10 protein-coding genes are annotated in these 14,244 nt (G+C 75.5%); 3 read left to right on the forward strand and 7 right to left on the reverse strand.

What is annotated here, in order from left to right:
- Positions 1–231: 231 nt before the first annotated feature.
- The gene (locus AC0VY3_RS28820) at positions 232–837 is read left to right on the forward strand and encodes a response regulator transcription factor (protein WP_103507014.1); all 606 of its coding nucleotides are present in this window, start codon (positions 232–234) and stop codon (positions 835–837) included.
- Here the strand turns inward: AC0VY3_RS28820 and AC0VY3_RS28825 are convergent.
- The 5 genes from AC0VY3_RS28825 to AC0VY3_RS28845 form a co-directional block, all read right to left on the reverse strand.
- Entirely contained in the window at positions 806–2,713 is a 1,908-nt protein-coding gene (locus AC0VY3_RS28825) for an ATP-binding cassette domain-containing protein (protein ID WP_475550929.1), read from the reverse strand. The two genes, AC0VY3_RS28820 and AC0VY3_RS28825, sit on opposite strands and share 32 nt — an antisense overlap.
- Positions 2,710–4,464 carry an ABC transporter ATP-binding protein gene (locus AC0VY3_RS28830; RefSeq protein ID WP_475550930.1) on the reverse strand — a complete coding sequence of 585 codons (1,755 nt, stop codon included), beginning with the start codon at positions 4,462–4,464 and terminating at the stop codon, positions 2,710–2,712. Before AC0VY3_RS28830 ends, AC0VY3_RS28825 begins: the two co-directional genes overlap by 4 nt.
- Positions 4,465–4,544: 80 nt before the next feature.
- On the reverse strand, positions 4,545–4,676 hold the full coding sequence (locus tag AC0VY3_RS28835; RefSeq protein WP_003966507.1) for a SapB/AmfS family lanthipeptide: 132 nt from the start codon (positions 4,674–4,676) through the stop codon (positions 4,545–4,547).
- Positions 4,677–4,720: 44 nt separating this feature from the next.
- A complete protein-coding gene (gene lanKC, locus AC0VY3_RS28840; RefSeq protein WP_475550931.1) occupies positions 4,721–7,450 on the reverse strand; it encodes a class III lanthionine synthetase LanKC in 2,730 nt (909 codons plus the stop codon).
- Positions 7,451–7,721: 271 nt separating this feature from the next.
- Positions 7,722–8,699: an ArsR/SmtB family transcription factor gene (locus AC0VY3_RS28845; RefSeq protein WP_475550932.1), complete on the reverse strand. Its 978-nt coding sequence runs from the start codon at positions 8,697–8,699 to the stop codon at positions 7,722–7,724.
- Positions 8,700–8,857: 158 nt separating this feature from the next.
- Between AC0VY3_RS28845 and AC0VY3_RS28850 the strand changes: the two genes are divergently transcribed.
- Both AC0VY3_RS28850 and AC0VY3_RS28855 read left to right on the forward strand, forming a co-directional pair.
- Complete coding sequence (locus AC0VY3_RS28850) at positions 8,858–10,138, forward strand: MFS transporter (RefSeq protein ID WP_103507314.1); 1,281 nt, start codon at positions 8,858–8,860, stop codon at positions 10,136–10,138.
- Positions 10,135–10,719, forward strand: a complete 585-nt coding sequence (locus tag AC0VY3_RS28855) for a sugar O-acetyltransferase (protein WP_103507313.1) — start codon at positions 10,135–10,137, stop codon at positions 10,717–10,719. Before AC0VY3_RS28850 ends, AC0VY3_RS28855 begins: the two co-directional genes overlap by 4 nt.
- Positions 10,720–10,754: 35 nt before the next feature.
- Here AC0VY3_RS28855 and AC0VY3_RS28860 read toward each other — a convergent pair whose 3' ends face one another.
- Both AC0VY3_RS28860 and AC0VY3_RS28865 read right to left on the reverse strand, forming a co-directional pair.
- Positions 10,755–11,258 (reverse strand): DUF4265 domain-containing protein, encoded by a 504-nt coding sequence (locus tag AC0VY3_RS28860; protein WP_103507317.1) that lies wholly within the window; start codon positions 11,256–11,258, stop codon positions 10,755–10,757.
- Between the two features lie 725 nt (positions 11,259–11,983).
- Positions 11,984–14,209, reverse strand: coding sequence for a peptidoglycan binding domain-containing protein (locus tag AC0VY3_RS28865; RefSeq protein ID WP_475550933.1), 2,226 nt, complete (start codon positions 14,207–14,209; stop codon positions 11,984–11,986).
- Positions 14,210–14,244 lie beyond the last annotated feature (35 nt).

Raw genomic sequence — 14,244 nt, forward strand, 5'->3', positions numbered from 1 at the left:
GCACCGGCCGTCCGAACACCCTTGTGGTGGCGAGACGGATGGGTCCGTGGGCGATGTGCGCTCCCGATTTACATCCGACCGCCCCCTTCCGCGCCCAACGGACGCGCTTTTCGGCCCGTTCGTCCGCGTACGCGAATGCCCATGCGCTCAACTGGAAACCCGTCACCGGATGCGTACAGCCCGTCGCATTCCGCGTCCGGCGGGCCGGAAGAGAAACCAGGGGGCAGATCGATGACGACCGTGCTGTTGGTCCACACCGTGCCGTTGTGGCGCGCTTCGCTGGCCTCGCTCCTCGGCACGGGGCGGGGCATAGAGGTCCGCACCGCCGAACACGGTGCGATACGCGCCGCGCTGAGCGGGCCCGGGCCCGATGTGCTCCTCACCGACCTCGACTGTCCGGGCGCACTGGATGTCCTGGACGAGGTGAGGACGATGACCGCACCGCACGGCGGGCCGTGTCCGCTCGCCGTGCTCACCCGCAGCGACCGGCCGCGCGGGCTGCGGCGGGCGTACGAGGCGGGGGCGCTCGGCTACATAGACAAATACCGCCCGGTGGACGACCTGTCCGAGGTGATGCACAAACTGGCGGACGGCGGTCGGCATATCGACGAGTCGCTGGCCTTCAGCCTGCTGCAGGTGGCCGACATGCCGTTGTCCCCGCGGGAATTGAGCGTGCTCTCGATGGCCGAAGGGGGTGACACCGTGGCCGGAATCGCCGCTCGACTGCATCTGACACCCGGGACGGTCCGCAATTATCTGGCCGCCGCCATCCGGAAGTCCGGGGCGCGCAATCGGCTGGACGCGATCAGACGGGCGAAGGAGGCGGGGTGGATCTGATGCCGCGCCCCTGGCCGTGCCCCTCGGCGTGTTTCGTGCCGTGCGTCGTTTTCGGCGCTTCCGGTTCCTCCGGCTGCTCCCGGTCCCAGAAGCCGGCCAGGTCCCGGTAGAGGGCGCTGGAGCGCAGGAGTTCGGCGGGGGTGCCGCACCGGGTGCGCGGGCCGTCCATCACCAGGGTCCGTTCGGCGCGTTGGGCCGAGCTGAGCCGGTGGGCGACGACGACCAGCGCGCCCGGCAGCGCGGCGAACGCCAGCTCGGCACGGGTCTCGGCGGCCGGGTCGAGCCGGCTGGTGGCCTCGTCGAGGATCAGCAGCGGCGGGGCGGCGAGGTAGGCCCGGCCCAGGGCGACGAGCTGCCGTTCGCCCTGCGAGAGCCGGTCCGGTTCGAGCACCGCGTCCAGCGAGCCGAGCCGGGAGAGCAGCGCGTCCAGGCCGAGCGCGTCCGCCATCGCCGCGATCTCCCGGTCGCGGGCGCCGGGCCGGAGGTAGCGGAGGTTGTCCCGCAGCGAGCCGCTGAACACATGGGCGTGTTGGGGCAGCAGGACGCGTACGGAGGTGGCGTCGGCCGGGCGCGCCGGCCGCCCCCGCCACCGCACCGCTCCCCCGGTCGGCCGCTCGGTCCCGGCGAGGACGGCGGCCAGGGTCGACTTGCCGCTGCCGCTCGGGCCGACCACCGCGAGGTGCTCGCCCGCCCCGATCGTCAGGGAGAGCCGGTCCAGGACGGGGAGGGCGCCGGGCCCGTACGCGAAGGTGACCTCGTGGAGTTCGGCGACCGGGGTGCCGCGCGGCGGCGGGGCGGCGGCCCGGGCGGGCGGCGGCGGGTCATCGGCGGGCGGGGGCGGGGCGTCCGTGAACCGGTCCAGGACCACGACGAGCCGGCCGCCGACCGTGCCCAGCATGGTCATCAGCGCCTGGACGGCGGGGGCGAGGGCCTGGGTGAGGTAGGTCAGCGCGCCGACCAGCGCGCCCGGTGTGAGCCCGTTCCGCAGCAGCCAGGGCGCGGCCAGGAGCAGCAGGAGCGGAGGGAACCGGCCGCAGACGGCGAGGGCCAGCACCCTGACGGCCGACCAGCGGGCCAGCGAGCGGGAGGCGGCGAGCTGGGCCCCGGCGAGGGTCCGGGACTCGGCCACCGTCAGCCCGGCGGTTCCGGCGGCGGCGATGTCGCGTACGGAGGCGGCGAGCCGGCCCGCGTGGGCGGCGTACGCCTCGTCGGCGGCGAGGTAGTCGCGCTGGCGGGCGGCCATCGGCGGCAGGGTGCCGAGGAACAGGGCGGCCCCGAGGGCGAGCGGGGGCAGCACGATCAGGAGGAGGGCGGGCGAGAGGGCCAGCAGGCCGGTGACGGCCCCGGCGGCCGTGAACACGAACGAGCGCAGCGTCAGGACGAGGCCGGCCCAGCCGTCGCGGGCGATCTCGCTCTGATGGGTGACCTGGGAGAGGGACCGGGTGCTGACGTCGCCGGACGGGTGGGCGAGGGCGCCGGACATCGCCCGGGACACGGCGCGCCGGACCAGCCCGTCGCGCAGCGGCTCCACCAGGTCGGCGAGCCGCCCGAACACACCGCGTGCGGCGAGCACGGCGGGCAGCACGGCGACGGCGGCGACGGCCAGCCAGAGGAGACCGGTCAGCGGGCGGGCGGCGAGGAAGCCGTCGTCGAGCGCGCGGGCTGTGCCGTACCCGCTGAGGAAGGTCTGCGCGAACTCCAGCAGGGACCAGCCGGCCAGCCGCAGGATCACGCCGGTGCGCGCCCGCAGGAAGGGGCGCGCCTCGCGGACGACCCGGCGGAGTGGGGCGTCACTCGGGGGGTCGTGCGGGGCGGCGTGGTGGGGGTGCGGCTCGCGTGGAGTGGCACGTCCGGAGCGTGTCTCGTCGTCCGTCATCGGGTCTCCGCCTTCGCTCCGGCCCGCTCCGCGTGCTCGTCCGGTGGGGTGCCGCGGAAGACCGCGCGGTAGTCCGGGTCGGCCCACAGCTCGTCGTGGCGGCCCGTCGCGCGGAGCCGGCCGTCCTCCAGCCAGGCGACCCGGTCCGCCCGCGCGGCCGAGGAGAGCCGGTGGGCGACGATGATCCGGGTGCAGCGGCCGGCCCGGGCGTCCAGGGCGCGCCGGACGTGGTGCTCGGTCACGGTGTCGAGGCTGGACAGCGCGTCGTCCAGGATCATCAGCCGGCCCGGGTGCGCGAACGCGCGTGCCAGGCCGAGGCGTTGGCGTTCGCCGCCGGAGAGCGGGGCGTCGGCGACCGGGGTCGCGTAGCCGTACGGGAGCAGCGCGACGAACCCGTCGGCGCGGGCCGCGCGGGCGGCTTCGCGCACGGCTTCGGGCGACGCGGTCCCGGGTCCGTACGCGATCGTGTCCTCGACGGTGGTGCCGAGGAGGGCGGGGCGGGCGAAGGCGTACGCCACCTCGCGGCGCAGCCGGGCCGGTTCCATGGCGTCCATCGGCACGCCGTCCAGCAGCACGCTGCCGGTGTCCGGGTCGAGCAGCCGCCCGGCGACCGCGGCGAGCTGCGACTTGCCGGAGCCGGAGCGCCCGACGACGGCGAGGGACGTGCCGCCGGGGACGGTGAGGTGGACGCCGGTCAGCAGCGGGCCGCCGTCCTGCTCGACGCCGACGTCCCGGAGTTCGAGGTGCCCCGGGGCGTCGGGCACCGGGCCCAGTCCGCGGTGCGGCAGCGGGGCGAGGGTGAGGAGGGGGTCGAGGCTCCGGGCGGCGGCGCGGCTGCGGGCGAGGGAGCCGAGCGCACCGGTGAGCGCGCCGATGCCGACGGCGAGGCTCGCGTAGCGGGACGCGGCGACCAGGTCGCCGACGCCGATCGCGCCCGCGCCGAGCCGGAGTCCGGCGACCGCGAGGACCAGCAGCATGAGCAGGGGCAGCAGGAGCCCGCTGCGGCCGACGGCCCTCCCGTACACCGTCCAGGTGCGTCGGCCGTGTTCGGCGAGCGCGGTCAGGGGTTCCAGGACGCGGCGGTGTTCGCGGGCGGCGGTGCGGGCGGCGCGGATGGTGTCGGCGCCTTCCAGGGCCTCGGTGAGCCGGTGGGCGATGAGCGACTGGGCGCGCTGGTAGTCGGCCCCGGCGTCGGCGGTCCGGCGGGTGAAGGTGCGCAGCAGCGCGACGAGGAGGGGTGCGCCCAGGAGCAGCGCGACCGCCGTCATGGCGTCGATGAGGAGGAGCCCGACGATCGCGCCGAGCGGGAGCAGGACGCCCGGGACGGCTCCGGCGGCGGTGACGGGCGCGGCGGCGGCGTCGGCGGTGCGGGCGGTGAGCCGGGCGGTGAGGTCGCCGGTGGGCAGGGCGAGGGCGCGGCGGGGTTCGGCGGCCAGGACCCGGGCGGCGGTGCGGGTGCGCAGGGACGCGGTGAGCTCGGCGGTGGTGGTCGTGCCGGTCACGGCGGCCGCCGCGTCGAACCCGGTCTCGGCGAGGGTCAGGGCGGCGCAGAGCAGCAGCCAGGACCAGGGCACGGGGCCGCCGGAGACGAGCCGGTCGACGGTGTGGCCGAGGGCGGCGGGCAGGGCGAGGGCGGCGAGCGCCCCGCCGGTGGAGCAGAGGAGGAGCCCGAGGAGGGCGGCCGGGTGGAGCCGGGCGAGCCGCCGGGCGCCGGCGGCGGACGCCGTGCCCGGGCGAGGGTGCTGCCGCACGGGGTCGCCTTTCCTGTTCCTGCGGGCACGTGGCCGGCCGGCCCACCGGTGAGGATCACCGGTGGGCCGGCCGGAGCGGGTCACGGGGTGCAGAGGACCACGCTGAGGGAGCTGTACTCACAGACCAGCAGCGAGACCTGGCTGCCCGTGGCGAGCTCGCCGAAGGAGTCCTCGGCCGGGGTGTCCATCGCCTGGAGGTCGAGAAGCGCCATGATGTGTCCTTTCGGGGACGGTTGGTGGTGCTTGGGCGGTGGTGCTAGAGCGACCCCGGGTGGGGCCGGTCCGACGACCCCTGGCGGGGCCGGTCCGTGGGGCCGCTCGCGCGGCCGGGGTGCGCCGCCGGAGCGGCGGGCGGGACAGGAAGTCCGGCGGGCAGGAAGGGCAGTCCGGTGGGCCGCCCGGACGCGGCGCCCAGGGCGAGGAGCGCGCCCGCGGTCCCGGTGGCCAGGTCCATCGACAGCCGCATCAACTGCTCGCCGGGGAAGGCGAGTCCGTCGCCGTACGCCACGGCGTGGCTGCCCAGCAGCTCGGTGTGGCGGGCGGTCGCGCGTGCCCGGTCGGCCGCGTCGCACAGCGGGGTGGCCGCGAGGTGCAGCAGGAGTCCGGCCGAGCCGCGGAGCAGCCCGGGCTGGACGTAGAAGGCGGAGCACGCGGCCGGCAGGAGGGCGCGGCCCGCCGCTTCGAGCACGGGGTCCGGGCGGTGGGCGAGGTAGGCGTCGATGACGGCCGCGATGCCGGCGCTGCCCGAACCGAGGTACGGCATCAGCCGCTTGCCCTCGACGACGAGGAGTTCGCCGTCGTCCCCGGCCCGGCACCGCTCCACGTCGCGGCGCAGGGCGGTGGCCGCCAGGCCGAGCAGGGCGGCGTCGCCGGTGGTCGCGTACCGGCGTATCAGCAGCAGGGCGATGCCGCTCGCGCCGTGCAGCAGTCCGGTGCGGGGCGACGGCGGACCGTCGACGAGCGCGCGGACGGCGAGGGCGGTGCAGCGGGCCGCGGCGGCGGACAGTGCCGGGGCGTCGGCGGCGCGGGCGGTGCGGGCCAGGTCGTCGAGGGCGAGGCCGATGCCCGCGTACCCGTTGTGGAGGCCGGGCGCGAGGCCCTCCAGCGGCTGGTCGAGGATGATCCGGAGGAGGTCGGCGGCCTCGGCGGTGCGGCCGATCCGGTGCAGGGTCCAGGCGATGCCGGTGAGTCCGTCGTAGAAGCCGAGCGGGCTGCCGGACGCCGGGTCCTTGGCGTGCCGCAGGAGCCAGTCCTCGGCCGGTCCGCACGGCGGGGCGCCCGTCTCGTGGAGGGCGTAGAGCACGCCGGCCGCGCCGTACGCGAAGGACTGGCCGCCGGTGGCCGTGGCGAACTGGGCGATGTCCCCGGGGAAACAGCGGTCCTCGCGCTCCGGTGTGCAGGAGGCGGTGATGGCCCGGACCATCGCGTCACGGCTGCGCGGCCAGTCACCGGGGCCGGGAACGACACCGGAACCGGAACCGGGAGCACGTACGGGAGCAGGTACAGAACCGGTATCGGAAGCACTGGCCGAAGGCCTGGCGGCGGGCTCCCCCGGGTCGCGCAGGATCTCCGCGACCGCCGGCCGCAGCGCCTCCTCCGTGACCGGGAAGACGCGGGCGATGTCCCGCGCCAGCCCGGCGGCCTTCGTTCGGTCGATGCCGAACAGCGTGGTGAGCGGCAGATACAGGGCGAGCCGCAGACAGGCGAGCGCATAGCGGTCGATGTCGGGGCCGCGCCGGTCGGGCGGGGCGACGAAGGCCGGGTTGGCGACGATCTGACGGCGGCGTTCGGCGGCCGGGGAGGCGGCCTCGAAGTCGAGCAGGACGATCCGCGAGGCCTCCTCGTCGACCATGACGTTGCTCATGTGCAGATCGCTGATGACGATGCCCCGGGCGTGCACGGCCTCGACGGCGCGCTCGACCTGCCCGTACAACTCCTCGGCCCAGTCAGCGTGTTCGGCGAGCAGTTCGGCCGACGGGTGCTGCCGGGCGAGCGGGAAGCGGCGGGCGAAGACGGTGTTGAGGGTGGTGCCCGGGATGTACTGGAGGACCAGGAAGTGATGGTCGCCGACCTCGAACACGTCCCGGACGGCCGGTACGCAGTCCAGCCCGGCCAGTTGCTCCAGCGCGGTCCTCTCCCGCTCCAGCCGGGCCACGGCGTCCGCCCCGTCGGCGGCCAGACCGGCGTACGGACGGGCCTCCTTGAGGACGACCTGCTCGCCGGTGCGGGTGTCGCGGCCGAGGTAGACCCCGCCGCCGTTGGAGAAGTGCAGCGCCTTCTCCACGGTGTACGGGAGGTCCGCGAGGCCCACGGCGGCGCGGGCCTCCAGGTGCGGCATCAGGAAGCCGGGCGGGGTCACCCAGGAGGGGACGCGGAAGGCCGGGCCCCGGTCGTCGGGGACGAGCCGGCCCTGCGGATCGGCGACGGCGGGCACGGGCCGCCCGTCCGGGCCGGAGCAGAAGCGTGCGGCGAACGCCCCGTACCGGGTGTGCACGGGACCGTTCCCGCAGCGCAGGTCGCTCAGGATGTACGGGCCGTGCTCGCCGTCGAGGAGCCCCATCAGGGCGGTGCACACCTCGGGGAACGCCTCGTCGGACGGCGGGTAGACGGTGATGAACTTGCCGCTGCCCGCCCGGTCCGCGTACTTGGCGTTCCGCAGGGCCAGCAGCCCCGGGTGGGGTATGCACTTGAAGGCCAGCCGGTGTTCCAGGCAGTGGGCGATGACCCGGTCGAGCACACCGGACGCGTTGTCGAGGGCGGCCGAGACATGGATCTTCCAGCCCTGTGGCGGCAGGCGCAGCCCGTCGGGGCTGTACGCGAGCCAGTCGCCGCGCCGGGAGCGGGTCCACCCCTCGGGGGCGGGGCCACGGACGGCCGGGTAGAACGAGCGCTCCTCACCGACGGCCCCGTCCGGTCCGAGGGAACGGTGGGGTGCGTCGTAGAAGCGGCGGTCCGCCTGGCAGTACGCGGCGTACTCCGGATTCACGCAGATCCCCTCGCTCGGTTCGTTCGCGGCGAGAGAGAAGTTGTCACAACGACGAGGGGTGCCCATAGTCACTGTTGTCACGACTCGTACATGCGCGCACATGCGCACCGGGCATGCGGAGCACACCGCTCACCGATGCGCCGGTGATGATCGCCCAGCTGCGGACGGGTGCGCGCCCGGGAGCGGCCGGGGGCGTGCGCGGGGCGCTTCCAGCGCCCGTCAACGGGTTCCGTGCACCGGTCCGTTCGGCCCGCCCCGCGCACCGGCGGCGTCAGCCCGCTCCGCGCACCACCACGTCCCCCGCCTCCGTACGGAAATAGAGCACGGAGCGGCCCGCCCTGCGGCGGCGCACCAACCCGGCGTCCAGCAGGATCCGCAGATGGCGGCCGACCGAGCCCAGCCCCTGGCCGGTCAGCGCGACGAGCTGCGTCGTACTGAGCGGAGAGGCCAGCAGCACCAGGACGGCCGCCCGCGCCGGGCCGATCAGCGCGCCCAGGGCCGCGGGCGCGGGCCCGCGTCCGGTCTCGACGAGCGCGCCGGAACACGGGTACACCAGCCCGTACCGGTACGGAATGTCCCAGCAGACCCAGCACCGGTACGGAGTGACGGGGATGAACAGCAGCTGCGCGCCGCCCAGTTCGCGGGGCGGGTTGTCGTGGGTGTTGATCTGGAGCCGGCTGCCGCCCAGCCAACGGACGCCGGGACGCATGCCGTTCAGCGCCTCGGCCCAGCCGCCGCTCCCCAGCTGCGCGGCGCGGGCGATCACATCGGCCTCCAGGATCCGCCGCCGCCTCGGCCAGTCGGGCAGCACGGTGTGCGTCCAGACCCACTCCACGAGGTCGGCGGCGCGCTCGGCCAGGTCGTCCCGGTCCAGCGCGGCGGGCAGTGGCCCGCGCAGCGTCTCGGCCAGTTCGGCGCGGGCCCGGCCGGGCGGGGTGGCCCGGATCCGCGCGAGCTCCTCGGCGAAGGAGGGCGGGGGCCGGCCGGGCGGGGCGGGGTCGGGCGCGGGGACGAGGAAGTCGGCGGTCCAGCGGGGCGCGAGGGCGGAGCGGATCACCAGCGCGGAGACCGGCTCCTCGGCGGTCCGCCGGCGGTACGCGGGCAGATGGGTCTCCAGCCAGGCGCGCTCCCCCGGGTGCGCGGCGGTGGCCCGCTCCAGGACCATCAGGCTCGCGACGGTCTCCGCGAGCGGCGAGACGACGAACCGGCTGTTCGCGAGCGTGTCCGCACCCACCTGCCACCAGCCCACACGCCCCACCGCCCCGTTGTTCTCCGCCTGCCGCCCGCCTCGACCAGCCCCACCGGCCCCACCGGCCAGCGGACCTCAGCCCCGCCGCCCCGCCCCACACTTTCGCGTCCGCGCGAAACAGTAACGGCCCCGGCGGCGGCCTCCGCAGACTCCGCACCATGCGCACCTACCGCGAACTGTTCCGGACCCCGGAGTTCACCCCCTTCTTCGCGGCCGTCTCCGTGCAGACGGCCGCCCAGACCGCGACCGGCCTGGCGCTGGGCACCCTCGTCCACGCGCGGACCGGCTCACCGCTGCTGTCGGCGCTGGCGATGTTCGGCCCGTCGCTGGCCCAGGTCGCCGGGGCGCTCACCCTGCTGTCGGCGGCGGACCGGCTGCCGCCGCGCGCCGCGCTGACCGCGCTGGCGCTGCTGTCCGCGGGGGCCACCTGCGTCCAGGCCGCGCCCGGGCTGCCGTTGTGGGCCGCGTTCGCGGTCCTGCTGGTGGTGGGCGCGGTCGCGTCACCGGGCGGCGGCGTACGGTACGGCCTGCTCAACGAGATCGTCCCGCGCGAGGGGTTCCTGCTCGGCCGCTCCGTGCTCAACATGACGGGCGGCGCGATGCAGATCTGCGGGTTCGCGGTGGGCGGGCTGCTGGTGGCGGTGTTCTCGGCGCGCGGCACCCTGCTGATCGGGGCGGCCCTGTACGCGGTCGCGGCGGCCGTGACCCGGTTCGGGCTGACCGCCAGGCCGCCCCGGGCCGCCGGCCGCCCCTCGGTCCGGGAGACCCACCGGACGAACGCGCTGCTCTGGTCGTCCACGCCGCGCCGGTACGTGTTCCTGGCGCTGTGGGTGCCCAACGGGCTCGTCGTCGGCTGCGAGTCCCTGTACGTGGCGTACGCGCCCGGGCACGCCGGGCTCCTCTTCGCCGCCGGGGCCCTGGGGATGCTGGCCGGGGACACGCTGGTCGGGCGGTTCGTCACGGCACGGTGGCGGGCGAGGCTGGGGGCTCCGCTGCGGCTGCTGCTGGCCGCGCCCTATCTTCTCTTCGCCCTGCGGCCCGGGCTGCCTCTCGCACTGGCGGTGGTGGTCCTGGCGAGCGTGGGCTTCGCCGCGAGTCTGCTGCTCCAGGAACGGCTCGTCGCCCTCACCCCGCAGGAGCTGAGCGGCCAGGCGCTCGGGCTGAGCAGCTCGGGCATGCTCGCGATGCAAGGGGTGGGCGCGGCCGTGGCGGGCGGCATCGCCCAGCTGACCTCCCCCGCGACGGGTATGGCGGCAGTCGCGGGGCTCTCGGTGGCGGTGACGCTGGCGCTGGCGCCGGGGCTGCGTGATCGATCCGGTGGCGGTGGGGGCAGACTGCTGGGACGGACCGCTGGAGCCGATGGCTCGCTCACCGCGAGCGCCCCGCACCCCCTCACGTCCGGCACATCCCGCACGCCCCGCACGGAAGAGACCACATGAGCGACAACGCCAGGCCCAGCCAGAAGGAAGCCATGCTCTCCGGCGAGCCGTACATCGCCGACGACCCCGAGCTGGCTGCGGAGGCGCTGCACGCGGCCGTCCTGAGCGAGCACTACAACGCCGCGTCGGCCGCCGACCCCGAGGCCCGGCGCGCCGTCCTGGCCGAACTCCTCGGCGAGGTGGGCGAGGGCGTGGAGGTACGGCCGCCGCTGCGGGTCGACTACGGATACCAGACCACCATCGGCCCCCGGACGTTCATCAACTTCGGCGCGGTCCTCCTGGACGTCGCCCGTATCACCATCGGCGCGGACGTCCAGATGGGCCCGAACGTCCAGCTGCTCACCCCGACCCACCCGGTCGAACCGGAGCCGCGCCGCGCCAAGTGGGAGGCCGCCGAGCCGATCACCATCGGCGACAACGTGTGGCTGGGCGGCGGTGTGATCGTCTGCCCCGGGGTGACCATCGGCGAGAACACGGTGGTCGGCGCGGGGGCGGTCGTCACGAAGGACCTGCCCGCGAACGTGGTGGCGGTCGGCAACCCGGCCCGGGTGATCCGGAAGATCGGCGAGGCGGAGGCGTAACCCCCCGGCGCTCCACGCACCCGCGCCCCCGTGCGCTACGCCGCCCGCCAGGCGTCCGTGACGCACGAGACCTCGAAGTGCCACCAGCCCTCGTCCCGGCCCCGGGCCAGCAGCGCCTTGACCCCGCGCAGGTCCGCGCCGCCGGGCACGGTCAGGGCGACCAGCGGGAACGCGGCGCTGAAGACCTCGCCCGTGAGCCCGAAGCCGGCGAGCCGCTCGTGCACGGCCTGTGCGTCGTGCCCGAGCGGACCGTCCGGCACCGGCAGCACCCGCACCGTGCAGTTGCCCGACTCCGCCACCCGGCCGACGGCCCAGTGCACCCCGTCGTCGTCCGTCCGGAACCGTACGGTCTCGCCCTCGGCGACCCCGTCCTGGAGGAAGGGCACGTTGTCCACCCGCGCGGTGTCCGGGCCGAGCCGCGTCGCCCACAACCCCTCGGTGTCGTACGGCGGCCAGTCCTCGCGCGGGACGAAGCGGAACCAGACCTTGATCTGATCGGCTTCGCGAGGAGGGCGCTGCGGACCGGCGGGGGAACCCATGGCCCCATGGTCCCCCGCGGGCGGCGCGCCCGCCTGTCCACCGCGAGGACCGCGGCGACGCCCACCACGACGGCCAGGCACGGCATCAGCTTCTGAAGCCAAGGAGCGCGCCCGTCCCGCCGGAACCGTCAATGTGGCCGCACCCACGGCCAGTTGTTGGATCCAGCGGCAACTCCCGAGGCTCCTGATGCACACCTCTTGACGCGTACAAGTCCACCAGGGAAACATCACCGCATCGAGAGAGCGCTCTCCCGATGCCTCCCACGGGGTCCGGCTGCTGGTGAGCGCCGGGCCCCGCTCCGCTGTCCGACGGCGGGCCTCAGGTGCGACCGTGCCGGCGACCGTCTGCTGGGCGTGGACGCAGGTCCAGACGTCGGAACCGCAGTCCGCCGCGCCGCCGTTGAGCGGGCCCGCGTCCTTGTCGGACCAGGTGCAGCCGGAGAAGACGTTCGGCGAGCCGTAGGACGAGGCGAGCACGAGGACGTTGGCCGGGGTGTGGGCCGCGCCGTCCTTGTAGGTGAGGGTGGAGCCGTTGCGCTCGGTGTCCCGGTTGTCGACGAACGTACGGGCCGAGCCGCCGGGCGGTTCGCCGTCGGCGATCGACTTGAGGCCGGACAGGCCGCGCCCTGGAAGGCGGACGTGAGGTGGCCGCCGACGACTCCGCCCCCGGCCGGAGACGTTCCCGGGCGGGGGCGGAGGGGTGGAGCGGGTGTGCTGCCGGGGCGTCAGCCCTGGCCGGTCAGGTCGATGGTGACCGTGCGCTCGGCCGGGGTCTTCCCGGCCAGGGCGGTCTTCATCGCCTGAGCCACGTCGTCCGGGCCGACCTGGTGCTTCTTGCCGTCGCCCTTGACCGCCATGATGCCGTCGAAGACGCCGTCCAGGAGCGTGTCGATCGCCTTCTTGTCGTAGACGTCGACCAGCCGGCCGTCCACGGCCTTCATGGAGAGGATCTGCGGCAGCGACCGGGCGGGGCCGAACTGGATCTGCTTGGGACCGGCCTTGATGGTGATCAGACCGGACATCGCGGGCTCGGCGAACTCCCTCATCGCCCGGTCCAGTTCGGCCTTGGTGATGGTGGGCTCGCTGGTGGTGACGGGGAGTTCGACCAGCCGCTCCTGCCCGGTCTGCACCTGGGCGCGGTAGGCGTCCCGGACCGAGATCAGGGACTGGCCGGCGTCCAGCGTCTTGCCCGGCTTGCCCGGCACCACCACGGCCTTGTTCGGCTCGAAGCGGATGGTGCCGTCGTTGGCGGAGCCGGAGACGCCCGCCAGGTCGGTCAGCGCCACACCGAGCTTCTCCTCGTCGACCGGGATCACCGGGTCGGCGGGGCGCTCCCCGCCGAACAGCGAACCGATCACCGAGACGGGGTTGTAGTCGCTGCCCGCCGCGCTGCGCACGGTCTCCTGGCTGTCCAGGGTGAGACCGGCCTTTGCCGGGTCGAGCTGCTCCTCCTTGCCGTCCACCGACAGCTGGAGCGGCTTCTTGGCCCGCTCGCCGAGAGCGGCGTCGAGCTTGGCGACCGCCTCCTCCTTCGTGCCGCCGCCGATGTCGACGCCGAGCACCGTGGTGCCCTTGGGGACCTCGGCGTGGTTCAGCAGGAGGCCCGCGCCGTACGCGATGCCGAGCAGCACGACCGCGGCCACCCCGAGCAGGACCAGCTTGGAGCGGCCCTTCTTCGCGGGGGCCGGGGCCGCCGCGGACTGCTGGGCCGGACGCGGGGCGGCGGGACCGGGCGCGGGAACACCGGGTCCGCCCGGACCGCCGGGACCGCCCGCCACCGGGCCGCCGGGAGTGCCGGGACCGCCCGGGAACGGGGTGCGGGGCTCGCTGGGCACCACGGGGATGCCGCTGGTCAGCGTGTCGCCCGAGACATGGCCGCCGGGGCCGGGCTCGGGCGCCGGGGCCTGCGGCGTGAGGATCGCGGTGTCGTCGGACATCCGGGGCGGTACGCCTCGGGTGTCGTCGGACATCCGGGGCGGTACGCCGCCGGGGACGCCCGGGACCATCGGGCCGGGGCCGCCGAGGCCGGGGACACCGTCGAGGTTCGGGGTGAGCGAGGAGGTGCCGGTGACCGGTCCCGTGGTGGGGCCGGACGGACCGGGCGTCCGCACCCCGGGGCCGGGGGCATCGGCACCGAAGGCGTCGAGCGCGCTGCCGCCGGGGCCGCCCGGAGCGCCGCCGGACTGCGGGGCGTCCGAGAAGTACGGCAGGTCGGGACGCGGGCGGCCCGCGTCACCGCCGGATGCCCCACCGGGACCACCTGGGCCTCCGGCTCCGGGACCACCAGGGCCACCGGGACCGCCGAGGCCACCGGCTCCCGGGCCGCCCGCGCCCGGAGCGCTTCCGGGCCCGCCGGGGCCGGAGGGCGCGCCACCGGGGCCGCCGGACGCACCGGTGCCCTGAGCGGCTGCTCCCGCTCCGCCGGCCGGAGCCTTGCGCGGGGCGAACCAGTCGCTGCCGCTCTTCTCCCGGGCCGGCTTCTCCGCGGGCGTCGGGTCGGCGGCCGGACCGCCGCCCCGGGACCGGTCCGCGGGCGCTCCACCGTCCGGGCCCGCGGAGGAACGGACGGAACGGCCGGAGGGACCCGAGCCGCTTCCGGCTCCGGCAGCGGGTGCCGACGGAGGCGTGCCGGGGCGCGGGGTGGCGCCGGTGCGCTCCGCGTCGGAACGGCCGCCGGCGATGTCGCTCTCCGCCATCGGCGTACGCATCACGACCGGCGGGATGGGACGCGACCCGGGGATGTTGATCCGGATGCGCGTCGTCAGCGTCGTCTCGGTCTTCGGTTCCTCGGGCCGGGGCGGATCCACGGATTCCGGGTTCTCGTCAGAGCCGTCCTGCGACGGGTGCAGCGACGGATACTGGCGGGATCCGTACGGCGGCGTACCCGACGGGTACGCGGCTCCGCCGCGCCCCTGGGGCCCGGAGGACGAACTGTCAGTTTCACGACTCAAAGCAGGTTCTCCCGATTGGCTCCGCCGCCCGTACT

The sequence above is a fragment of the Streptomyces sp. iso_384 genome (assembly GCF_056172905.1).

Coding starts and splice junctions, on each gene's coding strand:
- AC0VY3_RS28820 (WP_103507014.1), top strand. CDS start 232: ATGACGACCGTGCTGTTGGTCCACACCGTGCCGTTGTGGCGCGCTTCG.
- AC0VY3_RS28825 (WP_475550929.1), bottom strand. CDS start 2,713: ATGACGGACGACGAGACACGCTCCGGACGTGCCACTCCACGCGAGCCG.
- AC0VY3_RS28835 (WP_003966507.1), bottom strand. CDS start 4,676: ATGGCGCTTCTCGACCTCCAGGCGATGGACACCCCGGCCGAGGACTCC.
- AC0VY3_RS28850 (WP_103507314.1), top strand. CDS start 8,858: ATGCGCACCTACCGCGAACTGTTCCGGACCCCGGAGTTCACCCCCTTC.
- AC0VY3_RS28855 (WP_103507313.1), top strand. CDS start 10,135: ATGAGCGACAACGCCAGGCCCAGCCAGAAGGAAGCCATGCTCTCCGGC.
- AC0VY3_RS28860 (WP_103507317.1), bottom strand. CDS start 11,258: ATGGGTTCCCCCGCCGGTCCGCAGCGCCCTCCTCGCGAAGCCGATCAG.